This is a genomic window from Bradyrhizobium sp. SMVTL-02 (assembly GCF_051853005.1).
Taxonomy (GTDB): Bacteria; Pseudomonadota; Alphaproteobacteria; order Rhizobiales; family Xanthobacteraceae; genus Bradyrhizobium.
The window spans coordinates 4802499-4826095 of sequence record NZ_CP182469.1; the positions used below are offsets into that span (position 1 = coordinate 4802499).

20 protein-coding genes and 1 tRNA gene are annotated in these 23597 nt (G+C 64.4%); 5 read left to right on the forward strand and 16 right to left on the reverse strand.

Going from position 1 to position 23597, the window contains the following annotated elements:
- Positions 1-13: 13 nt before the first annotated feature.
- Entirely contained in the window at positions 14-904 is an 891-nt protein-coding gene (dapA, locus tag ACNJYB_RS22740; protein WP_439368585.1) for a 4-hydroxy-tetrahydrodipicolinate synthase, read from the reverse strand.
- A gap of 279 nt (positions 905-1183) precedes the next feature.
- Here dapA and ACNJYB_RS22745 point away from each other — a divergent pair, with 279 nt between their 5' ends.
- Positions 1184-3562, forward strand: a complete 2379-nt coding sequence (locus tag ACNJYB_RS22745; protein WP_439375622.1) for a lytic transglycosylase domain-containing protein — start codon at positions 1184-1186, stop codon at positions 3560-3562.
- Between the two features lie 72 nt (positions 3563-3634).
- Here ACNJYB_RS22745 and ACNJYB_RS22750 read toward each other — a convergent pair whose 3' ends face one another.
- The 3 genes from ACNJYB_RS22750 to ACNJYB_RS22760 all read right to left on the reverse strand — a co-directional run bounded on the left by ACNJYB_RS22750 (position 3635) and on the right by ACNJYB_RS22760 (position 8259).
- A complete protein-coding gene (locus tag ACNJYB_RS22750; protein ID WP_439375623.1) occupies positions 3635-5344 on the reverse strand; it encodes an arylsulfatase in 1710 nt (569 codons plus the stop codon).
- Positions 5341-6333, reverse strand: coding sequence for a formylglycine-generating enzyme family protein (locus tag ACNJYB_RS22755; protein ID WP_439368586.1), 993 nt, complete (start codon positions 6331-6333; stop codon positions 5341-5343). Before ACNJYB_RS22755 ends, ACNJYB_RS22750 begins: the two co-directional genes overlap by 4 nt.
- A 333-nt stretch (positions 6334-6666) precedes the next feature.
- Positions 6667-8259, reverse strand: a complete 1593-nt coding sequence (locus tag ACNJYB_RS22760) for a porin (RefSeq protein ID WP_439368587.1) — start codon at positions 8257-8259, stop codon at positions 6667-6669.
- An 841-nt stretch (positions 8260-9100) separates the two neighbouring features.
- Here ACNJYB_RS22760 and ACNJYB_RS22765 point away from each other — a divergent pair.
- Positions 9101-9193: transfer RNA gene (locus tag ACNJYB_RS22765), tRNA-Ser, on the forward strand.
- Between the two features lie 139 nt (positions 9194-9332).
- Here the strand turns inward: ACNJYB_RS22765 and ACNJYB_RS22770 are convergent.
- The 9 genes from ACNJYB_RS22770 to ACNJYB_RS22810 form a co-directional block, all read right to left on the reverse strand.
- Positions 9333-9542: a hypothetical protein gene (locus ACNJYB_RS22770; RefSeq protein WP_439368588.1), complete on the reverse strand. Its 210-nt coding sequence runs from the start codon at positions 9540-9542 to the stop codon at positions 9333-9335.
- Positions 9543-9733: 191 nt separating this feature from the next.
- Positions 9734-10000: a hypothetical protein gene (locus tag ACNJYB_RS22775; RefSeq protein WP_439368589.1), complete on the reverse strand. Its 267-nt coding sequence runs from the start codon at positions 9998-10000 to the stop codon at positions 9734-9736.
- Positions 10001-11495: 1495 nt separating this feature from the next.
- Positions 11496-12974 (reverse strand): Asp-tRNA(Asn)/Glu-tRNA(Gln) amidotransferase subunit GatB, encoded by a 1479-nt coding sequence (gene gatB / locus ACNJYB_RS22780; RefSeq protein WP_439368591.1) that lies wholly within the window; start codon positions 12972-12974, stop codon positions 11496-11498.
- Positions 12971-13273, reverse strand: a complete 303-nt coding sequence (locus ACNJYB_RS22785; protein WP_439368593.1) for a hypothetical protein — start codon at positions 13271-13273, stop codon at positions 12971-12973. Before ACNJYB_RS22785 ends, gatB begins: the two co-directional genes overlap by 4 nt.
- The gene (gene gatA / locus ACNJYB_RS22790; RefSeq protein ID WP_439368594.1) at positions 13264-14739 is read right to left on the reverse strand and encodes an Asp-tRNA(Asn)/Glu-tRNA(Gln) amidotransferase subunit GatA; all 1476 of its coding nucleotides are present in this window, start codon (positions 14737-14739) and stop codon (positions 13264-13266) included. Before gatA ends, ACNJYB_RS22785 begins: the two co-directional genes overlap by 10 nt.
- Positions 14736-14948, reverse strand: coding sequence for a hypothetical protein (locus tag ACNJYB_RS22795; RefSeq protein ID WP_439368595.1), 213 nt, complete (start codon positions 14946-14948; stop codon positions 14736-14738). Before ACNJYB_RS22795 ends, gatA begins: the two co-directional genes overlap by 4 nt.
- 19 nt (positions 14949-14967) lie before the next feature.
- Positions 14968-15255: an Asp-tRNA(Asn)/Glu-tRNA(Gln) amidotransferase subunit GatC gene (gatC, locus tag ACNJYB_RS22800; protein ID WP_439368596.1), complete on the reverse strand. Its 288-nt coding sequence runs from the start codon at positions 15253-15255 to the stop codon at positions 14968-14970.
- Positions 15256-15323: 68 nt separating this feature from the next.
- The gene (locus tag ACNJYB_RS22805) at positions 15324-16400 is read right to left on the reverse strand and encodes an NAD(P)H-dependent flavin oxidoreductase (RefSeq protein ID WP_439368597.1); all 1077 of its coding nucleotides are present in this window, start codon (positions 16398-16400) and stop codon (positions 15324-15326) included.
- A 101-nt stretch (positions 16401-16501) separates the two neighbouring features.
- The gene (locus ACNJYB_RS22810) at positions 16502-17548 is read right to left on the reverse strand and encodes an NAD(P)H-dependent flavin oxidoreductase (protein ID WP_439368598.1); all 1047 of its coding nucleotides are present in this window, start codon (positions 17546-17548) and stop codon (positions 16502-16504) included.
- A gap of 97 nt (positions 17549-17645) precedes the next feature.
- Between ACNJYB_RS22810 and ACNJYB_RS22815 the strand changes: the two genes are divergently transcribed.
- The 3 genes from ACNJYB_RS22815 (at position 17646) to ACNJYB_RS22825 (ending at position 20072) form a co-directional block, all read left to right on the forward strand.
- Positions 17646-18536, forward strand: a complete 891-nt coding sequence (locus ACNJYB_RS22815) for a LysR substrate-binding domain-containing protein (RefSeq protein WP_439368599.1) — start codon at positions 17646-17648, stop codon at positions 18534-18536.
- 129 nt (positions 18537-18665) lie between these two features.
- A complete protein-coding gene (ruvX, locus tag ACNJYB_RS22820; protein WP_439368600.1) occupies positions 18666-19145 on the forward strand; it encodes a Holliday junction resolvase RuvX in 480 nt (159 codons plus the stop codon).
- Between the two features lie 3 nt (positions 19146-19148).
- Entirely contained in the window at positions 19149-20072 is a 924-nt protein-coding gene (locus tag ACNJYB_RS22825; protein ID WP_439368601.1) for an AEC family transporter, read from the forward strand.
- 130 nt (positions 20073-20202) lie between these two features.
- On the opposite strand, the gene ACNJYB_RS22830 is transcribed toward ACNJYB_RS22825, so the two are convergent.
- The 3 genes from ACNJYB_RS22830 to ACNJYB_RS22840 all read right to left on the reverse strand — a co-directional run bounded on the left by ACNJYB_RS22830 (position 20203) and on the right by ACNJYB_RS22840 (position 23560).
- Complete coding sequence (locus tag ACNJYB_RS22830; RefSeq protein ID WP_439368603.1) at positions 20203-20967, reverse strand: lysostaphin resistance A-like protein; 765 nt, start codon at positions 20965-20967, stop codon at positions 20203-20205.
- Positions 20968-20990: 23 nt separating this feature from the next.
- The gene (locus ACNJYB_RS22835; RefSeq protein WP_439368604.1) at positions 20991-22634 is read right to left on the reverse strand and encodes an acyl-CoA dehydrogenase family protein; all 1644 of its coding nucleotides are present in this window, start codon (positions 22632-22634) and stop codon (positions 20991-20993) included.
- A 185-nt stretch (positions 22635-22819) separates the two neighbouring features.
- Positions 22820-23560 (reverse strand): M15 family metallopeptidase, encoded by a 741-nt coding sequence (locus ACNJYB_RS22840; protein WP_439375624.1) that lies wholly within the window; start codon positions 23558-23560, stop codon positions 22820-22822.
- Between the last annotated feature and the right edge of the window lie 37 nt (positions 23561-23597).

Sequence of the window (23597 nt, forward strand, 5' to 3'; positions counted from 1 at the left end):
GTTGGTTAGCGCCTCAGTTGATCAATCCGGCGTGCACCATGGCACTGCGCACCGCAACGCGCGTCGGCTCGGAGACCGGCACCATCGGCAGCCGCAGCGTCTCATCGAGCTTGCCGAGCAGCGACATCGCATACTTGATCGGCGCCGGATTGCTCTCGATGAAGAGATTGTTGTGCAGCGGCATCAGCTTGTCGTGCAGCCTCAGGGCGGTGGCATGATCGCCCTTCTGCCAGGCGGCGTGGAACTCCGAGCACAGGCGCGGCGCGACGTTCGAGGTCACCGAGATGCAGCCATGGCCGCCATGGGCCATGTAGCCGATGATGGTGGCGTCCTCGCCCGAGAGCTGGTTGAAGTCCTCGCCCAGCGCTGCGCGCTGCTGCGACACGCGAACCATGCTGGCGGTGGCGTCCTTGACGCCGGCGATGTTCTTCAGCTCCCACAGCCGCTTCATGGTGTCGACCGACATGTCGATCACGGAGCGCGGCGGGATGTTGTAGATGATGATCGGAATCCCGATCGCATCGTTGATTGCCTTGAAGTGCTGATACATCCCTTCCTGGGTCGGCTTGTTGTAGTAGGGCGTCACGATCAGCACGGCGTCGGCGCCCGCCTTCTCGGCGTGCTGGGAGAGCTCGATCGCCTCCTTGGTCGAGTTGGAGCCGGCGCCCGCGATGACCGGGACGCGGCCCTTGGCTTCAGCGATGCACCATTCGACGACCTTCTTGTGCTCGTCATGGCTCAGCGTCGGGCTCTCGCCGGTGGTGCCGACCGGCACGAGGCCATTGGTGCCCTCCGAGATCTGCCAGTTCACCAGGGAGCGGAACGCCGCCTCGTCCAGCGAGCCGTTCCTGAACGGCGTGACCAAGGCGGTGAACGATCCCCGGAATTTCGTCTTGGCTGCCATGGACTTCCTCCGTACGCGGCAATCTTGAGAGCAAGCCCCATACATATCGGGTCTACCCCGCCGGTAAAAGGGCCGCAGCCCGGCGACGCACCGTTTAGGCCGCGATTTTGCCGCGGTGGTGGTGCAAACCCGCCGGAAGTAAGCGGCTGTTGGTAATTTGTCCGCATATTCAATCAGATTCAGCTAGATCTTGAGCCATTTCACTGATTCGGGGCGAACACCGCCGTGACCTCCTTTCCTCGTGCCGCCTGGCGATCCGCAGGTCTGGTCGTGAGCCTGATGGCAGGGCTCTCGGTCGGCTGCGTCGCCCTCGCCAAGTCCAACGAGACGCCCGTAGACGGGCCCAAGGAACCAGCGAAGCAAGCTGCCAAGGACACCGCAAAAGGATCCGCCAAGGACACATCCAAGGGAACCGGCAAGGACGCAACGACGGGCGCGAGCAAGGGGGCGGCTGGCGCCCAGACCAATGACGCAGCAAAGAAGCCGGCCAAGGAGGCAGGGAAGGATGCTGGCAAGAACGGGGGCAAGGATTCCGGCAAGGACAAGCCGAAGCCAGCGGCCGCAGCCCCCGGGCCAAAATCAGCCAACAGTGCGCCGCCCAAGACTGCCCCCGCCCCGGCGGTGACCGCCACCATCCGGCCGACCGCCCCGGCCCCGGCAAAACCCATCGCAGCTCCCGTGCTCGCGCCGGCAACCCGCCAGCACGCCGCACCGCGCAAGCCGGTCACGCCAGCCGCGGTCGCCGCGACCTCGTCGACGTCGCAGGCCGACAAGGACACGCTGGAGAACGTCATCGAGCTCGTCCGCAAGCGCAAGCCGGGCGATGCCACCAATTATGCAGCCTCGATCTCGGATCCCGTTGCCCGCAAGCTTGCGGAATGGATCATCCTGCGCAGCGAGGACAATGGCGCGACCGTCGAGCGCTACCGCGCCTTCCTCTCGGCCAATCCGACCTGGCCGTCGCAGACCTTCCTGCGCCGCCGCCTCGAAGCGGCAATGTGGGACGACAGGCGCGACGATTCCGTCGCGTGGTCGTGGTTCGAGAACGAGTCCCCGGTGTCCGCCAAGGGCCGCTTCACGCTCGCCAAGGCGATGCTGGCACGCGGCGACCGCGCCAATGCCGAGCGGCTGGTGCGTGAGGCCTGGCGCAGCGATCCGATGTCGGAGGACACCGAGAACAATGCGCTCGACCAGTTCGGTGCCCTGCTGACGGCGGGCGACCAGAAGGCGCGAATGGACACCCTGCTCTACGGCAGCGAGAACGAGGCCGCGCTGCGCGCCGCGAGGCGCCTCGGCGCCGGCTATGTCGCGCTGGCCAGGGCCCGCATCGCCTCCGTCAAGAAGGCGCCGAACGCGCGGGCATTGCTCGAGGCGGTGCCGCACGAGCTGCACAACGATCCCGGCTTCCTCTTCAGCAAGATCCAGCTGCTGCGCCGCGAGGAGAAGTTCACTGAGGCCGCCCAGCTGATGCTGTCGGCGCCGAAGGATCCGAACCGGCTCTACAATCTCGACGAATGGTGGATCGAGCGGCGCCTTTTGGCACGCAAGATGATCGACACCGAGGAATTCCGCAGCGCCTATCTGATCGCGCGAGATGCCGCCCTGCCCTCGCGCGACATCTACAAGACCGAGCAGGAATTCACCGCGGGCTGGATCGCGCTGCGCTTCCTCAACGACCCCACGACGGCCGCGCAGCACTTCGCCCGCATCGGCGTCGGCAGCGTCAACCCGACCACGCTGGCGCGCGCCGGCTACTGGCAGGGCCGCGCTGCGGAAGCTGCGGGCCGTCAGCAGGAGGCGCGCAACGCCTACGCGCGGGCAGCAGAGCAATCCACGAGCTATTACGGTCAGCTCGCGCGCGCAAAACTCGGCCTGCCGCAGATCGAGCTCAACAGCCAGCCGCGCGGGCGCGGCGCCGAACGATTGGAGATCGTGCGTGCGGCCCAGTTGCTCTACGAGCTCGACGAGCGCGAGATGGCGGTGCCGATGCTCGCCGACATGGGCGAGAACGGCGATCCCGAGGCGCTTGCCGGCCTCGGCGAGCTGACCCAGCGCTACGGCGACGCGCGCGGCATGCTGCTGGTCGGCAAGGCCGCGCTCAACCGCGGCCTGCCGTTCGACTTCTATGCCTACCCCGTCAACGGCATCCCGCAGTTCACCCCGATCGGCCCCGAGGTCGAGCGCAGCATCATCTATGCGATCGCGCGGCAGGAGAGCGCGTTCAACCCGTCAGTGGTCTCGCCGGCGCAGGCCTACGGGCTGATGCAGGTGACGCCGGACGCCGCCCGCTACGTCTGCAAGCGGCATGGCGCGACCTACGATCTGGGGCGGCTGAAGAACGATTCGGTCTACAATGCCACGCTCGGTTCGGCCGAGCTCGGCGGGCTGCTCGAGGATTATCGCGGCTCGTACATCATGACCTTTGCCGCCTACAATGCCGGCCGCGGCAGCGTGAAGAAGTGGATCGACCGCTACGGCGATCCGCGCGACCCCAAGGTCGACGCGGTCGACTGGGTCGAGCTGATCCCCTTCTCCGAGACCCGCAACTACGTGCAGCGGATCATGGAGAACCTTCAGGTCTACCGCGCCCGGTTCGGCGGCGGCACGCGACTACAGATCGAGGCCGATTTGCGCCGCGGCACCGGCAGCGTGGAATAGAGACGGCCCTACTCTGAGTCGCTGCCGGGAGGAGCGGGCGACCATAGGAGGCGGCCCGCAAGTGGTCCACGCTTATTTCGCCATCGCCGCCCGCGCCGCTTCGATCTTGGCCTTCACCGCGTCTAGATTGAAGCTTGCCCCCCTCTGCATCGGCGGAAACTCGATCGCCGTCATGGCCAGTTTCTCGACCTCCTGCTGAACGAACACGAAGCGCCAGAATTCATATTTGAACCAGTCGAAGTATTGCTGCGCGCCAAATTTGGTCCCGCTATCGGGCCAGCCCGTCCGCTCGAACGGATCGAGGCGAAGGTTGATCAGGTAGGGAACGTCAACCTTGGTCTTTTCGCCCAGCCATCCCCCGGGCTGGTCGATGAAGCGATACTTGAAGTCGTCGATGCGCACGGCTCCCAGCTCGCTCTCGCCGAAGTACCAGATTTCGTGCCGCTTCGAGGGCCCTTTGCCGGTGATCATGTCCATCTGATTGTAACCGTCCAGATGGCACTTGTAGGTGCGGTCCACGATGTGTTTGCCCTTCTTCAGCTCCTCGACAATGTTCGGGTTGCCGGCTGCGGCTAGCAAGGTCGGGAACCAGTCCAGCCCGGAGATGATGCCGTTCTCAACCTTGCCGGCCGGCACCTTGCCCGGCCAGCGGATCATGGCCGGCGCGCGGAAGCCACCCTCCATGACCGTGCCTTTGCTCTGCGCAAAAGGCGTCTGTCCGCCATCCGGCCAGGTGAAGACCTCTGTGCCGTTGTCGGTAGTGAAGATTACAATGGTGTTGTCATCCACGCCCATGTCCTTGAGCTTCTGCATGACGATGCCGACATCGTCGTCGAGCTGCGCCATGCCCGCTTCATGAATCGTCCAGCCGTTCTTGGAATTGCGCATCGCCTGGTATTTTGGCGACAGGTGCGTGACGATGTGCATGCGGGTTGGATTGAGCCACAGGAAGAACGGCTTGTTGTCGGCCTTGGCCTTTTCAATGAACTTCAAGGCAAGGTCCCGGATTTCGTCGTCCACGGTTTCCATCCGCTTCGGATAGAGCGTGCCTGCGTCCTCGATCCTTTGCTTGCCCACCTTGCCCCAGCGCGGATCCACGGTGGCATCATCGACATCGGTCGCCCACGAGTGGACCATGTTGCGCGGACCGACGACGTTCAACAGGTCCTGCGGATAACCGGGGTGGGCCGGATCTTCCATCGCATCGAGGTGATACAGGTAGCCGAAGAATTCATCGAAGCCATGCACCGTCGGCAGAAACTCGTTTTTGTCGCCAAGGTGATTCTTGCCGAACTGGCCGGTGGCGTAGCCCATTCCTTTCAGCGCCGTCGCAATGGTCACGGCCTCCGCCGGCAAGCCGGTGGGAGCGCCGGCCTGGCCGACTGTGGTCATGCCGGTCCGGATCGGCAGCTCGCCGGTGATGAAGTTGGCGCGACCCGCCGTGCAACTCGCCTCGGCGTAGTAATCGGTGAACAGCATGCCTTCGGCGGCGATCTTGTCGAGGTTTGGCGTCCGCCCGGCCATCATCCCGCGGTGGTAGGCGCCGATATTCCAGATGCCGATATCGTCTCCCATGATGACGACGATGTTCGGCCGCTGGCCGGCCGCGGCTGGCGCCGGTGCCGGTTGCTGCGCTTGTACCGGGCTCGTCAATCCGACGGCCGAGAGCGCCGAAGCGGCGACGAGAGAACTACCACTCAACAAGAGATCGCGGCGCTTCAATTCTCCGCCGCTTGGTCTCGTGCTCATCTCAGGCTTTTCCGGAATCCTATCTGTACTCATGACGTGATCCTCTTCCTGGTGATGCACCTGAAGCCGAGATGGCTTGCTGAGGTGTCGATCGGCTCGGCATGACGCGCGGCCGGACGATAGCGGCGGCAGTAGTTGGGAGCGCAAAGATGCGAGCCGCCTTTGAGCACCTTGCGCGGAATCCTGAGGGTCGGCTGACAAGAATCGTAGCTCGCGCCCTCGGGCCCACCGCGAGGATTTTGCGGAATGCAGCAGGATTTCGGGGCGTCGGCTTCGTGCTTCTGCGAATACCAATCGGCCGTCCATTCCCAGACATTGCCGATCATGTCGTGCAGGCCGTAACCGTTGGCCGAGAATGCGGTGACGGGCGAAGTGCGTTCGAAGCCATCAGCCGCAAGGTTCTGGTGCGGGAAATTGCCCTGCCAGGTGTTTGCCATATGCCTCCCGCCGGGGAATTGCTCGTCACCCCAGGCGAATTCCGCGCCGTCCAGTCCGCCGCGTGCGGCGAATTCCCATTCGGCCTCGGTCGGCAATTCCTTGCCGGCCCATTTGGCATAGGCTTCGACGTCGCGGTAGGCGACGTGGACGACCGGGTGGTCGTCGAGCCCGCTGATATTGCTGCGCGGACCATAGGGGCGGCGCCAGTTGGCGCCGAATTTGAACCTCCACCATTGCGCCCAGTTGCGCAGGTCCACAGCCCGCTTGGGCGGCGTGAAGACCAGTGAGCCGGCCTTGAGCATGTGCGGCAGAGCGCCCGGATAGTCCTTCGCATCAGGTGTAATTTCGGCGAAAGTGACGTAACCGGTTGCGTTCACGAATTTGCGGAATTGGCGGTTGGTGACCGGCGTGCGATCCATCCAGAATCCGTCAACGGTAACGCGGTGGGCTGGCGCTTCCTCCGGATAATGTCGATCCGAGCCCATTCGAAACGTGCCGCCCGGCACGTAAAGCATCCCCTCGGCTGCTGGATCTTCGAACGATTGTCCGGAGCCAGACAACGACTTCGTATCAGCCAGATTCATGACGCCCCCGGCCCGTGCATCAGCGGCCTGCGTTGCTTCACACCGCGCGACGAGTTGCTTCGGTTGTTATGCGCTTTTCGATAGTGGGGTCTTTGACCAACCGTGAGGCGTACAGAAGCGAGGCGCCACTCCTCTGGGTTGATCCAGATCAAAGGTCCGTTTCGGATCAAGCAGACGCGCGGAGAGGCTGGGACCTGAGCCCTAGCGAGCAAAGGTCACGGAAGCGGGGGCGCTGGCTCGGCTGACATCGTCGGGTCGGAAGCCCGTTCGCCAAAACAAAACCCCCGGCAGTTTCCTGCCGAGGGCCTTGGAGGTTAGGTCGTCAGACCGAACTTACCAGTTGCGCTGAGCGCGGAGGAGCAGGGTGAACGTGTCCTGATCCCTCAACTCGTACGCCGCGGCCGGCTTGGCCGGGATGGCGATAGTCGCGGGGTTGAACACGACACCCGCCATCTTTTGGTCGAGATGGCTCCAAGTGAAGTCAGCCGAGAAGGTCAGGTTCTTCACAGGCGTCCAGCGGGTGATGATACCGACGTTGCTCAGGTTGAAGTCGGGGTTACAGCTCGTGAGACCCGGGGTAGCTCCGAAGATACCGCCACCGATCCCGAGAGGACCGCAAATCGCGGCCTTGCCAAGCGAGCCATACTGCGCCGCAGCCCAGGCACCGTAAATCGCGGTGTTCCAGTAGGGATCCCAGTTGTGGGTGTAAGCACCGCGGAAGCCCCAGGTCTTGATGGTTTCCTGGCTGCTACCGTTGATATACACCGTGTCCGGTGCGGTCGCGAAGCCGACGCTCTGGTAGGCCACGCCCGAGCTACCGAACATCGCGAACGTGCTGCCCGAGAGGTTCTGGAAGTTGTAGCGGGTCGCACCGTCGGTGTAGACACCCTGGATGTTGATCACGTCACCCGCACCGGTCGGGATGTTCTTGATCGACAGAGCGAGCTGAGCCGCCCAACCCCACTTGTCGTCGGGGTGACCGGTCAGTTCGGTCCCACCATAGTAACCAACGTGGTTGTCCTTCGCGGCAATCGACGCCTGGAACAGACCCCAAGCCTGATCGACACGAACCATAGCGACGAGGTTCGGCGAGCGCGAGCCACCGATGGAGCCGGTACCGAACGAACCGGAGAAGAAGCCGACCACGCTCCCGCCGCTCAGGTTGAGATTACCAGCCTGATAGTACTGGGTGGCATCTTCCGCCGAGAACGCCGCCGTCACGCCCTGACCGAAGTCAGCGGTGTAGGAGAACTGGTTGACACCAGTGACCGTGCCGCTGCCGCCGGCGAGGCCGTCGAAGTTGTTGCCCGGATAGTTGGTCCAGGGGGCGTCGAACTGCGACACTGCCTTACCCATCGTGAAGCCGGCGAACTGGATGAAGGCGTAGTACACGCCGAGCGAACCAGCCGAGGTGTTGCCGTCGGTGCCGTTCACCGAGCCACCACCCGAGCCGAAGAGCGCCGTGTTGCCGTTGCCGAGGACAAGGGTGCCGCTGTAGGCGGTTCCACCGAATGCGCTGTTGGTGCCGACGAAGTTGCCGGTCGTCCAGGAGAACACGCCGTCGAAGAACGTGCGGACCACGCCGTACTCGGTCGCGGTGCGCGTGTCGATGTTGAGGTCTTCACGAGCGCGAGCGGTGTAGTAGTTCGTCAGACGGTTGCGTGCACCGTTGGCGCCCTGGGTCGAGATGTTATACTGGCCGTTGATATCCGAGTTGGTGTTCAACGCGACTTCAGCGCGCAGATAACCACCCAGCTTGATGCAGGTATCGGTGCCCGGGATGTAGTAGAAACCCGCACCGTACAGGGAGCAGATCTTCACGTATTCGACCGCCTTGGCCTTCACGGGGAGATCGGCTGCCTGCGCTCCGCCCACGGCGATCAGACCCGCCGCTGAGCCGAGCAAAAGGCTCTTAACCAACTTCATGTTAAACCTCCAAGTTGCTCTTCAGGGATGGTCACTGACCCGTACGGCCAATTCCCCAACCCGCTCTAAATCACCGCTGTTGGTCCCTTCGCGCCTTCGGACACACCCGCATGAACGCGAGGGACTTAAGCGAAAGACCTAAACGGGACGACCTCGGGATGCCCCCCTCCGTCGCTCAGTCACAATTACCGAACGTCCTTGCACACACAACAACAGAACGCTCCGAAACGGGCCTATGAAGCTTGTTTTCCGACGGGTGTTGCACAAATAACACGCAGATGTGATCGCGACGCCCGTGTAAGCCTCTGTTTACGTTAGATTTTTCGAGACGGTTCCGCTTGCCCCGAAAATTCCCCACTTAAGGAGCGCCGGCCAACGCACTCCTCTCCACAGGCGCTGGCATGAGCGAATCGTGGAATCAGAAAGGAGACTCAAAGGATGAGTCATGGCTTGATTCCGCGGCTCTTTTTCTGATCCAGGTCTTCCCGCGTGCGCGCGCAAAGTGGCGCTCGGCCGCGGCGTGCTCTTGGCGTCCGCTTAAGGATCGGGCCAGCAACTAACCAGGCGGATCTGGAGGAAACACAGTCAGGCGCCCACGCCCGCAATTTTTGAAAATTCATCGATGATTCAGTGGCTTGCATGAGAAGAAACGCATTCATCCGGGAAAAATATCCTTGCTAAGGGACGGAAGGCGCTTCCAGCACCAGGTCCGTTCTCGCGGCACCAAGTTGGCGCCCCGGGAAGAGATCGGCTTGTTTCGAAAATCGCTGGGAATATTCGAGCGCAATCACGCGCTTACAAATTGACCGGCCCAACTAATTAGAGGCATAAGGCTCGCACCGGAGAGGTGGCCGAGTGGCTGAAGGCAACGCTTTGCTAAAGCGTCATACGGTCTCAAGCTGTATCGAGGGTTCGAATCCCTCCCTCTCCGCCACGCGCCAGCAGATTCAAGGTGTCTGGGATCTTTCACCTGAAAGCGACCGCCGAATGGCTGCGTGGGACCCGTGCGCCAAATCAGCGACGCCGGGCTCAGCGCCGATTCGCGATGACCTTATATATGTGCGTGTCCGCACCTAGCGCTCGGACCGCCAGATGCGCCAATGCGACGGCGAAATCAGCACCGGCTCGTTGGCCCAGACGTTGAACCAGACGCCGGACCTGCGGCGGGCCGGAAAGGTCCAGGGCACGATGCCTGTCTTGTTCGGCCGTGCGAGTTCCAGATCGCAGTCGTCGGGCGCGATCTGAATCGGCAGCCATTGTCGATTGGTGTCGTGGGTGTCCATGCCGCGGAGATTCTTAAGTGGCGGCACGACCAAAGATTTGATCCAGCGCAACAGGTCCGCCGTGAAAACGCCGGGTCGGATGCGATTCTCAGTTCAAAGCGGTTTCGCGCGTAGTTGATACGGGCTCGCGCAAGGACCGGTATCCAACCGACCGAGAGCCCCGGTCCGGTTCCATCGGACCGGAAACGGCTCTAGTGGGCGGAAAGCCAGGCCCTTGCCTCGCGCTGCGCGGCCGAGATCTCGGCATCCGACATCTGCCCGGCAACTTCCTGGCGGAGCGCCACGGCGTCCTTGCGGCCCTTCAGGGCAGCGAGGTTGAACCATTTGTGCGCGGCGACGAGATCAACGAGGCCGGAGCGGCCGCTCGCCCAATAGATTCCGCGCTCGAACAGCACGTCCGACAGCGCGCTGGCGTCGATCGGCGTCGCCGTCTCCAGATCGAAAGTACCCTGAAACATAACGCATCCCCTTTTTCTTGTGCCGCCTCGCTCCCCTGAGCGCGGCTCCCGTCCAACTCCGATGTGCATGGTCCCCTCTGGGATCGTGCACTGTTCAACTCTCCCCACGCCGCTTGCCGGCTTGTTGGAAGCGATGATGGCGGGCAAATTTGAATGGCAGTTTAAGTATCGCGATGAAGCAGACGTAAACGCGCGTGCGCGCCCCTGTACGCAAAATTCAAAAAGTCCCTGCTTTCCAGGCACTTTTGCCATTCGTCGGATTCTGTTTACCGCTGGATTTTGGGATCTCGATAACCATCGCGCGCGGTGGTGCGCGACCTGCGGTTACAATTCGTGGGAGTGGTTCACGGGAAGAGCTCCGTGGCCGCCTCATGCGGCGGCACCATGCGCAGCCGCCAATGCTGGCCGGCGCGAAGCTCGGGATCGGAAAATGGGAGTTGGTGGCTTTGCACAGCCGCCCGAGCAATGACCGTTACGGCAATCGCCGCTTTGCCGCACCCCTCGCCTGCCCCAAGGCAGCACGACAGAAGCGGCGCGGCCACGTCTCGGTCAGATCAGCAATGTCGGGAAAGGGAATGCCGGCAATACCCCGGCCTCAGGAGAACGAGGGCGTCGGCGAACACGTCAGGACCATATTTCACGTTGACCCGAAGGCCGCTTGTGAAATTGCGGAGCCCCGGAAGGCGAACCGCACCGAACGAAGAAACTCGTTTCTTCTGCCGGACCGTGAAACAAAACGGCCCGACCGTTGACCTGATGTCTCGCCGACACCCTCTATCGTCGACCAGAACCTCTGGGAGGCGCTGATGACGTGCCGGCTGCTTTAAGAGCCGGCGACTTCAGAAGCGAAGTTACTTCTTCTTCTTCGCGACCTTGCGGGTCTTCTTCGCAGTCTTCTTCACTGCGCTCTTCGCCTTCTTCGCCTTCTTCGCTTTCTTGGCCATGTTGCCCTCCGATGTGTGAGATGGCTTTAATCGCTGCGTGCACTCGGGGATCGAATGCACTCCCCCCAAATACACCAACACGACGAAAAAAACATCTTCTCACTTAAGGAAGTGTTGACGGCGCGGTGCGCGTGCGCCAGCCGCGCTTGATTTGCCGAGACGCAGAGACACGCGTCTGGAATTGCAAATGTTTCTCGCAGCATCGACGTCGCCCGGCGCAGCGATTGCAAAAAAACTCTATGCAGCAAGTACTATTCTGCGCACACACATCACGCGTGATCAGTGCGACGAAATGCGCTGCAATGCGCGCTATCGCCGCGCAGAAGCGAGTCGCGGACTCTGAGTCGCGAACTTTGGCAACGAAATTATTTTCATGCTTAACGGCGCAACCGCTCGTCAGAGCCGTACAAGTCGCCGTTTTGCGCGAATCGCGCGACGGCGATTCGGTGGCGCTGCGCACCCCAAGCGGGTGATGTTGCCGCCAACGATGCGCGCGAACGTCGCATCGGGCCCCCCGCGAGGTGTCCGTCACCCCGTTCGAACGCGCGAGGCTAGATGCCGAGCTTGGACTTGAGCAGGTCGTTGACGCTCTGCGGGTTGGCCTTGCCGCCGGACGCCTTCATCACCTGGCCGACGAACCAGCCGAGCGACTGCGGCTTGTCCTTCACCTGCGCGGCCTTGTCCGGATTGGCCGCGATGATGTCGTCGACCACCTTCTCGATCGCCGAGAGATCGGTGACCTGCTTCATGCCGCGGCTTTCGACCAGCGCGCGCGGGTCTCCGCCTTCCTGCCAGACGATCTCGAACAGGTCCTTCGCGATCTTGCCGGAGATCGTGCCCTCGCCGATCAGGTCGATGATCGCAGCGAGCTGCTCGGCATTGACTGGAGAGCCAGTAATATCCCTGCCTTCCTTGTTGAGACGGCCGAACAGTTCATTGATCACCCAGTTCGCCGCCATCTTGCCGTCGCGCGCGCCATTGGCGAGCTTGTCGAGCACCGTCTCGTAGAACACCGCGCTCTCGCGCTCGGCGACGAGCACGCTCGCATCATAGGCCGACAGGCCGAAATCGGCAACGAAGCGCGCTTTCTTCTGGTCCGGCAATTCCGGCAGCTTCGCCTTCAGCTCGTCGACGAACGCCTGGCTGAACTCCAGCGGCAAGAGGTCGGGATCGGGGAAGTAGCGATAGTCGTGCGCCTCTTCCTTCGACCGCATCGAGCGCGTCTCGCCCTTGTCGGGGTCGAACCGACGCGTCTCCTGCTCGATCTGCCCACCATCCTCGATGATCTCGATCTGGCGCCGCGCTTCATACTCGATCGCCTGGCCGATGAAGGTGATCGAGTTCATGTTCTTGATTTCGCAGCGCGTGCCGAGCGGCCCGCCAGGCTTGCGCACCGAGACGTTGACGTCGGCGCGCAAGGATCCCTTCTCCATGTCACCGTCACACGTGCCGAGGTACCGCATGATCGAGCGCAGCTTTGTCACATAGGCCTTGGCCTGCTCGGCGTCGCGGATGTCCGGTTTTGAGACAATCTCCATCAGCGCCACGCCACAGCGGTTGAAGTCGATGAAGGACAGCGACGGCGACTGGTCGTGCAGCATTTTGCCAGGATCCTGCTCGATATGCAGGCGCTCGATGCCGATGGTGACGCTGCGGCCGCCGTCGAGTTCGACCAGCACCTCGCCCTCGCCCACGATCGGCGACTTGTACTGGCTGATCTGGTAGCCTTGCGGCAGGTCCGGATAGAAGTAGTTTTTGCGATCGAACACCGAACGCAGATTGATCTTCGCGTTGAGACCAAGCCCGGTCCGGACAGCCTGCCTGACGCATTCCTCGTTGATGACGGGCAGCATGCCGGGCATCGCGACATCGACCAGCGACACATGGCTGTTCGGCTCGCCGCCGAAAGCGGTCGAGGCGCCCGAGAACAGTTTTGCGTTCGAGGTCACCTGGGCATGGATTTCCATGCCGATGACCATTTCCCAGTCACCGGTGGCGCCCTTGAGAAGCTTGTGCGTGGCCGTGCTCATGTTGTGCTCCCGAGCAGCGTGGCAGCGATCCGCTCCCACTCCGCTTCCAATGAATCCTTTGCCGCGGGCTGGCCGGCCTGACGGTACCAGTAGCCGGCATTGCCGAGATCGCCTTCGACGCGGTGCAAGTATGCGTGCACCCACGCCGCATCGCGGCTGCTCTCGTCCTGGACGATCTTGTGCGCGCGGTCCCAGTCGCCCTTGCCGGCCCACCAGAGCCCTCTGAGCGGCGCGTTCAGCTCCGACGCGGGCGCCGCGCCGTCGAGGCTCGCGATGAAGCCGGCGACATTCACCACCACCTCGCGGGCGTGAAGCGGCCTGCCGCCTGCTCGATCACCTCGCCGAGCGAGAACAGCGTCTCCTCTTCGAACGGACGGCCGATCAGCTGCAGGCCGAGCGGCAGGCCCTGCATATCCTTGCCGGCGGGCACGGCGATGCCCGGCAGGCCCGCCATGTTCACAGTCACCGTGAAGATGTCATTGAGATACATCTCGACCGGATCCGCGCCGCCCTTCTCGCCGATGCCGAAGGCCGCCGACGGCGTCGCCGGCGTGAGGATCGCGTTGACGCCCTTGGCGAAGCAATCCTCAAAATCCTTCTTGATCAGCGTGCGCACCTTCTGAGCGCGCAGATAGTAGGCATCGTAATAGCCGGCCGAGAGCACATAGGTGCCGATCATGACGCGGCGGCGCACCTCGGCGCCAAACCCTTCGGCGCGGGTGTTCTCGTACAGCTCGATGATGTTCTTGGCCTGCTCGCGCAGGCCATAGCGGACGCCGTCGTAGCGCGCGAGGTTCGAGGACGCCTCCGCCGGGGCCACGATGTAATAGGCCGGCAGCGCATACTTCGTGTGCGGCAGCGACACTTCGACGAGCTCGGCACCGGCCGCCTTCAGCCACGCCGCGCCCTCGCTCCACAGTTTCTCGATCTCGGCCGGCATGCCGTCGAGACGATACTCCTTGGGGATGCCGATCTTCATGCCCTTCACGGACTTGCCGATCGCGGCCTCGTAGTCCGGCACGGGGATGTCGACCGAGGTCGTGTCTTTCGGATCGTGACCGGCCATCGAGCGCAGCAGCATCGCGGCATCGCGCACGCTGCGTGCGATGGGACCTGCCTGGTCGAGCGAGGAGGCGAAGGCGACGATGCCCCAGCGCGAGCAGCGGCCATAGGTCGGCTTGATGCCGACGGTCGCCGTGAACGCCGCCGGCTGGCGGATCGAGCCGCCGGTATCGGTCGCAGTCGCACCCATGCACAGCAGCGCCGCCACCGCCGAGGCCGAGCCGCCGGACGAGCCGCCCGGGACGAGCGTCGTGTTGCTCCCCTCGCGCCGCCAGGGATTGCCGACGGGGCCGAAGCACGAGGTCTCGTTGGCCGAGCCCATCGCAAACTCGTCATTGTTGAGCTTGCCGAGCATCACCGCGCCGTCGCGCCAGAGCTGCGAGGTCACGGTGGACTCGTAGGTCGGCACGAAATTGCCGAGGATCTTCGAGCATGCCGTGGTGCGTACGCCCTTGGTCGCGAACAGATCCTTGATGCCGAGCGGGATGCCGGCGAGCGGCCCCACATCGCCCTTGGCGATTCTGGCGTCGGCCTCGCGCGCCATGCTGCGCGCCTGGTCGGGCGTCTCCAGCACGAAGGCATTGAGCACGCGCGCAGCTTCGATCGCGCTCAGATGCGCATCGGTCAGCTCGAGCGACGTGAAAGTCTTGTCGGCGAGACCCTTGCGGGCCTCGGCGAGCGTCAGCGATGTCAAATCGGTCATTTATTGATCGGGCTGCAGAAGAACGGAGACAGGGTCTTGTCGTTGGCCGGGTCGTCTTTTTTGGCGGCGCCTTTCGCGGCCGCCTCGATCTCGTCGAGCACGGCATTGACGGCGACATTGGGGTCGGCAGCCTTGCCCTGCCGCTCCATCTTGTCGAGGTAATTCATGTAGGCCTGGTAGGCCTTCTCGTCGTCGCAAAGCAGACACATCGGACCACGTCCTAAAAGTTTACTCTACGACCTTCGGCACAACAAAGAAGTGACCTTCGGTCGCCGGTGCATTGGCGACGATATCGTCGGCGATCTCGCCGTCATTGACCACGTCCTGCCGCTTCTTCATCTGCATCGGGGTGACCGAGGTCATCGGCTCCACGCCCTCGACATTGACCTCCGAGAGCTGCTCGACGAAGGCGAGCATGGCGTTGAGCTCTCCCTGCAGATGCGGAACCTCGTCCTCGGAAACCGCGATGCGCGCCAGATGCGCGATGCGGCGGACGGTAGCGGCGTCGACGGACATTATATAAGGCCTCTCACGGCAAAACCCATGTGCCGTATAGCAGAGGCCGCTTTTGCGCCGCAACCGGCCTAGCCGGCCAGCGTCTTCATGCGGGCCAGCGCCGATTGGGCCAGATTCCGGGTCAATTCGGCCGCAGGGACCTCGCGGCCGAGGGCAATCGCCTGCCCCGCCCAGAGATTGGTGAAATCCACCCTGCCCTGCTTTTCGGCCGCCGCCTTGAGGGGCGCCAGCGCGGTCGCCGCATGAGGGAACGGCGGCGCATCCGGCGAGATCGGGCCGGCCTCGCGCATCAGGCGGTTCTGCACCCCGCGCGCCGGCCGGCCGGTCATGACATTGGTGATCACGGTGGAATCGTCCCGTGCCTCCGCCAGAGCCCTGCGTCCGCCCGCGCTGACCTTGGATTCCGGGCAGCGCAGATAGGCGCTGCCGATCTGCACGCCGGAGGCGCCGAGCGCGAAGGCCGCAGCAATGCCGCGCCCATCGGCGATGCCGCCCGCCGCGATCACCGGCACCTTCACGGCATCGGCAACCTGCGGCACCAGCGCAAACGTGCCGGGCTGCTCGGCGATCTTGTCGGTCAGGAACATGCCGCGATGACCCCCGGCCTCGGCGCCCTGCGCGATCACGGCATCGACGCCATGCTGCTCGAGCCAGACCGCTTCCTCGACAGTCGTCGCGGACGAGATGACGAGGCAGCCGGCCGCCTTGACGCGCCTCAGCAGCGCCTGCTCCGGCAGGCCGAAATGGAAGCTGACGACCTCCGGCTTCAGCTGCTCGACGACATCGCAGAACGCCGCATCGAACGGTGCGCGGTTCGCCGCGGCGATCGGCGCGGCCGGATCGAGACCATGCTCGGTGTAATAGCCCGTCAGCCGCTGCTTCCAGCGCGCTTCGGCCTCGCTCGTGAGCTCGACGGGCGTGTGGCAGAAGAAGTTCATGTTGACCGGCGCCTTCACGCGCTGGCGGACCAGACCGACCTGCTCGCGCGCCTTCTCGGCCGAGATCATCGCACACGGCAGCGACCCCAGCGCCCCGCCCTGCGCCGCCGCGATCACCAGCTCCGCATCCATCACACCGGCCATCGGCGCAAGCACGATCGGGAATTCGGTCTTGAAGAGATCGATCAGTCGACGGTCAGGCCACATTGTTCTTGCCTCGTATTCGCTCTTCCCCTCCCTTGTGGCAGAGGGTGGATCGCCGCGATAGCGGCGAGACGGGTGAGGGGTATCTCTCCTCAAAGACCATACTAAGTTTGCGGAGAGATAGCTCTCATCCGGCGCTTCGCGCCACCGTCTCCCACAAGAAGGGGAGAAGGGAAGGCACCGCTCACCGAATTGCGCTTTCCCTCCAGCAACTGCTCTGCCTCCACCACAATCCGCTCGACGATCTCCGCCGCCGGTGGAATATCATGGATCAGTCCGACTGCCTCGCCCGCGATGACAGCGGCGATATCGAAATTGCCGCTTTCTTTCGCCGCGGCATACTCGGCCGCGACTGCGGCAACATTCTGCATCAGCTCGACCTCGCGCCCGATCCAGCGCCTGGCATGGTCGTTGACCAGACACCGTCCCGTGAACGGGGCCGGCCAGACATTGTTGCGGGAGAGATCGAAGATGATGCCGCGCACCGTGGAGCCACTGTTTGCTGCGCAGATGCGCCGCTTGGCTTCCTCCGCACCGTCGGCCTCCAGGCTCGCATAGAAGCGCGTGCCGAGCAGCACGCCGCCCGCACCCAGCATCATCATCGCGGCGAGCCCGCGCCCATCGGCGATGCCGCCGGCCGCGACCACGGGCACACGGCCCGCGGCGAGATCGACCATCGCGGGCACGAGATCGACGGTCGTGCGCGAGGCGCCATGACCGCCCGCCTCCGTCCCCTGCGCGATCAGGATATCGGCGCCGGCATCAAGCGCCTGCCGCGCCATCGCCTCGTCCTGCACCTGGCAGATCAGGCGCGCGCCGGCGGACTTGATCCTCGGCGCGAACGGGGTGGGATCGCCGAACGACAACATGATCGCGGACGGCTTTGCGGCGAGCGCAACGCCGAGAAGCTCGGGCTTTCTGGCGAGGCTCCAGGTGATGAAGCCGATCCCGAACGGCGCACGCAGTTTGGCGAGCTTCGCCGTCTCCCGCTCCAGCCACGCCCGCTCGCCATAGCCACCACCGAGAATGCCGAAACCGCCGGCGCGGCTCACGGTCGTCACCAGGCGGCTGCCGGCGATGATGTCCATCGGCGCGAGCAGGATCGGATGCTCGATCTCCAGCAGCGTGGTCAGCGGCGTCACAATCGACATGGCTCCTCCCGGATCTGGACAGCGACAGTAAGCGCGACTAGCATTCTCGAAAAATGAATTGTTGCGAACGCTACCATCTCAGAAGCGAAACGAGGCCATGGAACTCAGCGATATCCAGACCTTTGCCGCTGTCGCCCGTACCGGTGGCATCACCCGCGCCGCTGAAGAGCTCAACACCGTGCAGTCGAACGTCACCCAGCGCGTGAAGGCGCTGGAGGCGGAGATCGGCACGTCGCTGTTCGAGCGCCACAGCCGCGGCATGACGCTGACCGGCGCCGGCAAACGCCTCCTCCCCTACGCGCAGCGGATGGCCGCGCTGTTACGCGAGGCCGTGCTGGCCGCGCGCGACGACGGCGAACCGAAGGGACCGCTGGCGATCGGCTCGATGGAGACGACAGCGGCCGTGCGATTGCCACCACTGCTCGCCGATTTCCACCGCCGCTTCCCCGCCGTGCGCCTCTCCTTGCGCACCTCAACGACGGCCGACCTCGTCGCCGGCGTGCTCGAAGGCACGCTCGACGGCGCCTTCGTCGCTGGGCCCATCGCACATGCCGACCTCACCGCGACCAGCGCCTTTCGCGAAGAGCTGGTGCTGGTCAGCGCGCGGCGCTGGACTTCGCTCGCCGAACTGCGCGCCGGCACGCCGGAGTCCGGTCCGACCGCCCTGGTGTTCCGCACCGGCTGCACCTATCGCCAGCGGCTCGAGCAGGTGTTCGTCGAGTTCGGCTGGCCCTCGGCCGCACGCTTCGAGCTCGGCACGCTCGACGGCATGATCGGCTGCGTTGCCGCCGACATGGGCGTGACGCTGCTGCCGCGCGCGGTCGTCGAACGCAGCGCGATGAACGCCAGCGTATCGATCCACACGCTGAGCCCCGCGCACGCGCGCGCCGAGACGCTTTTCATCCAGCGCAGCGCCGGACATCAGTACAGCGCGCTGCAAGGTTTCATCGCCTGCCTGAAGAAGGACGAGGATGTCATCGCGGCCTGAGGCAAGCGCTGGTGTTCCGTCACGCGAAAATTCCAGGGCATAGCAGACCAGCATCGGAGGCCGAATAGTGTCGACGCATCCATGTTCCGGGTTCACCCCGCAGCGCGACGCGTGCTATGCGCTGGAGCCATGCCGGCTCCTATCCTCCCCCTCACCGATGCTGCAACCCATTGGCCTGAACGCGGTGCGCTGGTCGGGCTTGATTTGGGCACCAAGACCATCGGCGTTGCCGTGTCCGACCCGGACCGACGGCTGGCCACCGGCGTCGAGACGATCCAGCGCAAGCAGTTCAAGCAGGACGCGGCCCGGCTGCTGGTGATCGCGACCGAGCGCAAAGTGGTCGGCTTCGTGCTCGGCCTGCCCATCAACATGGACGGCAGCGAGGGCCCGCGCGCGCAATCGACGCGCGCCTTCGCCCGCAACCTCGCCGGCCTCACCGCGCTTCCTATCGGCCTCTGGGACGAGCGCCTGTCGACCGCGGCGGTCGAGCGCGAGCTGATCGGCATGGACGTCAGCCGCGCCAAGCGCGCCGAGGTGATCGACGAGCACGCCGCGATCTTCATCCTGCAAGGCGCGCTCGACCGGCTGGCCAATCTGCGCACCGGCTGATCCATGGCGGTCGTGATCGCGGCGCTGCTGCCGGTCTTCATCCTCATCGTGCTCGGCGTCGTGCTCAGGCACAGCCTGATGCGGCTGGACACGCAATGGCACGGGCTGGAGCGGCTGACCTATTTCGTGCTGTTCCCGATGCTGCTGATCCAGACGCTGGTGAAGGCGGACCTCACAAAGGTGCCGGTCGCAGGGGTCGGCGGCGCGCTGCTGCTGTCGGCCCTGGCGATGTCGCTGCTCTGCCTCGCGCTGCGCCCTGCGCTGTCGCGGCTCGACATCGACGGCCCCGCCTTCACCTCGATCTTCCAGGGCGCGACGCGCTGGCAGACCTATGTCGCGCTGTCCGTCTCCGCCAACATGTTCGGCGAGGTAGGGCTGGCGCTCGCCTCCGTGGCCATGGTCGCGATCATTCCCCTGGTGAACGTCTTCAGCGTCGCCGTGCTTGCGCATTATGCTTCGCCCGAGAAGCAGTCGGGTCCCACCGTCGCCATGACAGTGATCCGCAATCCCCTGATCTGGGCCTGCGTGATCGGCCTCATCATCAACGTCGTCCATCTGCCGCTGCCAAAGATCTGGCACGAGGTGGCAGACGCGCTCGGCCGCTCCTCGCTCGCCATCGGCCTGCTCGTCACCGGCGCCGGCCTGCAGCTCAAGGGCCTGCTCCGCCCCAGCATGAGCGCTGGCCTCGGCGTCGCGTTCAAGCTGGTCCTGATGCCCGTGCTCGCACTGATTCTTGCCACCTGGTTCGGGCTCGCAGGCAAGAGCCTCGCGATCGTCGCGATCTGCGCGGCCGTACCGACGTCACCCAGCGCCTATGTGCTGGCCCGCCAGATGGGGGGCGACGCGCCGCTCCTGGCGCAGATCATCACGCTGCAGACGATCCTGGCGGCGATCACGATGCCGATCGCGATCGCGCTGGTGGCCTAGCCCCCGTCATTGCGAGCACGCCTCTCACCACCGTCATTGCGAGGAGCCTTTGCGACGAAGCAATCCAGAATCTTTCCGCGGAGGTAGTCTGGAATGCTTCGCTGCGCTCGCAATGACGGAGCAAGAGGCCTCAGCTCCCAAGCCACATCGTCAGCACCACCGCGGTCATGTTGTTCAGCGCGTGCAAGATGGTCGTCAGCCAGAGCGAGCCCGCGCGATGGCGCATGTAGCCGAACCACAGGCCGATGGTGAAAACCTCGGCGAGGAAGTACATGTCGTATTGCAGGTGCACGATTGTCCACACCAGCGACGACAGCAGGATCGCGCCCGGCACGCGCAAGAAGCTCGCCGACCAGCCGCGAAACAGGAAGCCGCGCGCCAGGACTTCTTCCGAAATCGGCGCGGCCACGCTGAAGGCCACCAGCAGCAGGAGCGCGGCGCCCTTGTCGCGCCCCGATTTCAGCAGATCGGTCATGAAGCCCGGTGTCGCCTCGCGGCCGAGCGATCGCGACACCACCTCCCAGGCCAGAACGATCAGGACGAGACCGATCACGCCGAACAGCAACTGCTTCCAGGACGGCCAATAGAGCGCGAGATAGTCGACGAAGGACGCCTTCTTGATGCGGATGGCAAGCCACACCGCAGCCAGTGTCGCCGGCAGGCCCATGATTACCGACAGCGCCAGCGCCTGAGGCTCGTGACCGATCGACTGCAGCGACGCCATGTTGAAGGGCACGCCGCGGAGCACGACCAGCAGAACGATCGCCCCGACCTGGCCGACGAACATCGCGAAGAAGATGAAGAGGCCCCACAGGGCCGTGCCCCAGAACTTCCAGACGCGCGGCGGCGCCGGCGTCATGACGAGCGGCGGATGATCGGGATTGAGGGAGTCCATCAGGAGGCTTTCGTTGGGGAAGCTCACGGCAACGCCCGCTCGAGCAATGCCTGCACATCGGCGCGATCCAACTCGACGGCGCCATACATGCTGGCGTGGCTCGTTGCGAGGCGCGTCGTCGCGAACAGTTCGGCCTGACGAGGCGACACGCCGTTGAGCGCGGCGGCCGCGGCCAGCAGCGCCAGCTTCTCGACCGCAAGGCGCGCGACACGTTCGCCATCGGCGCGGCGAAAGGTCTTGCCGATGAACGCGGCCGCCTCGCCTGCGCCCGGCAGGCCTTTGGTCTCGGCCGCCAGCGATTGCAGCACCGCGACCGCCGCCTCCGGCTCGCGCGCGAGCGCGCGCAGCACGTCGAGGCACATCACGTTGCCCGAGCCTTCCCAGATCGCGTTGACCGGCGACTCCCGGTAGTGGCGCGCCAAAATGCCGTCCTCGACATAGCCGTTGCCTCCCAGGCACTCCATCGCCTCGTAAAGAAACGCTGGCGCGCTCTTGCAGGTCCAGTATTTGATCGCGGGCGTGAGCAGCCGCATATAGGCGGCCTCGGACGCGTCGTACGGGGTGCGGTCGAAGGCGCGGCAAAGCCGCATCACCAGCGCCACGCTCGCCTCCACATGCAGCGCCATGTCCGACAGCACGGCCTGCATCAGGGGCTGATCGGCGAGATGCTTCTGGAACACGCTGCGGTGACGGGCATGATGCAGCGCATGGGCGAGGCCCGAGCGCATCAGGCCGACCGAGGCGATGGCGCAATCCTGCCGCGTCAGCTGCACCATCTGGATGATCGTGCGGATGCCCTTGCCCACCTCGCCGACCGCTTGCGCATAGGCGCCGACGAACTCGACCTCGGAGGAGGCGTTGGAACGGTTGCCGAGCTTGTCCTTCAGCCGCTGGAACTGGATCGCATTGACCGAACCGTCAGGCGCAAACCGCGGCATGAAGAAGCACGTCAGCCCGCCATCGGCCTGCGCCAGCACCAGGAACGCATCGCACATCGGCGCCGACATGAACCATTTGTGGCCGGTGATGCGATAGGCATCGCCGTCGCGCACCGCGCGCGTCATGTTGGCGCGGACGTCGGTGCCGCCCTGCTTCTCGGTCATGCCCATGCCGAGCGTCATGCCGCGCTTCTCCCACCATGGCGCGAAGCAGGGATCGTAGCTTCTGGTCGACAGCACCGGCATCACGCGCGCGAGCAGATCAGGCTGCATCGCGAGCGCGGCGACGGAGGCGCGCGTCATCGTGATCGGGCAGAGGTGGCCGGTCTCGACTTGCGCGGCGATGTAGAACCTTGCGGCCCGGATGACCTCGGCGGCATCGCCCGCAGGCTTGCCGTCCGCCGTCCACGTCGAATTGTGCACACCGGCATGCGCACTGTGCGCCATCAGCTCGTGATAGGCCGGATGAAACTCGACCTGGTCGCGGCGATTGCCTTTTGCATCGAAGGCCCGCAGCTTCGGCGTGTTCTCGTTCGCCACGCGGCCGCGATCGGCCATCGTGGCCGAGCCCCAATGCCTGCCGAACTCCGACAGCTCGCGTTCCGCCGCCGCACCGCCATTGGCCTTGACCGCGTCGACCAGCGGCCGATCCACGGCGAACAGGTCAACGTCCTCGAATGGCGGCGACTGGTTGAAGACGTCATGGGTCGCAAAACTGGGCTGGGTCATACGCGTTCCGATCAAATCCGTGTCCGCACGGGCTGCCACGTCTCCCGACGAGAGGTCGCGCCGGAGGCGCGGGTGAGGGGTTACGCATTACCGAGGGAGTTGATCCCCTCACCCGGCGCTTAGCGCCGACCTCTCCCCTCGGGAGAGGTAATCCGACTCGCGGCTGCATCTGCTTCAATCAAACTCTACCTTGTTCGCGGCTGGATCGGGAAATCATAGGCCGCCCCGCCCGCCCCCGGCAGGGAAAAGTGCCACCACTCCTTCGAATAGTTCACAAAGCCTTGCCTGGCCATCGCAGCCACCAGCCGCCTGCGCCAGGCCCGCTGGCCCGGTGTGATCGACGGTGCCGCAGTATGGCCCCTGGCGTCGGTACAGTCGTAGCCGGTGCCCATGTCGACGCTGCCCTCAGGCGCCCGCGCCGCGACCGGCGCCGTGCAGTCGGCGTAGGTCTTGGTCGGATCATATTTGCCGGAATTGTCGGCCATGAGATCGACCAGCGTGAGGTCGAGTGCCGCACCGGTGGAATGCTGCGAGCGGCTCGCGATGTAGCCGAGGCGAAACAGCTCGGTCTTCGGGATCTTCGGGTTGTAGCGCCGCTCGGCAGCGGTCTCGTGGCCGTTCTGCGACCACCTGACCATGTCGAGCGAGGCCCGCGCCGGCCGGTAGCAGTCGAACATCTTGAGCGACAGATTTTGCGCCGCGAGCTCCGCTTGCACCGCCTTCAGCCGCAGCCCCACCTCCCGTTTCACCACGCATTCGCCGGCGCCGTAGCCGGTGAGCGGACGGCCGACGAAGTTGTTCGACGTGGCGTAGCGGATGTCCTGGACGATGCTGGGATCGATGTCGCGCAGATAGACGAAGCCGCCGGGGAGCGATTGGGCTGTCGCGGATGAGATTGCGACGATTGATACAAATGCAGCGAGAATTGGTTTCACAATGCCTCCGCGTCCTCGGGCGTCATTC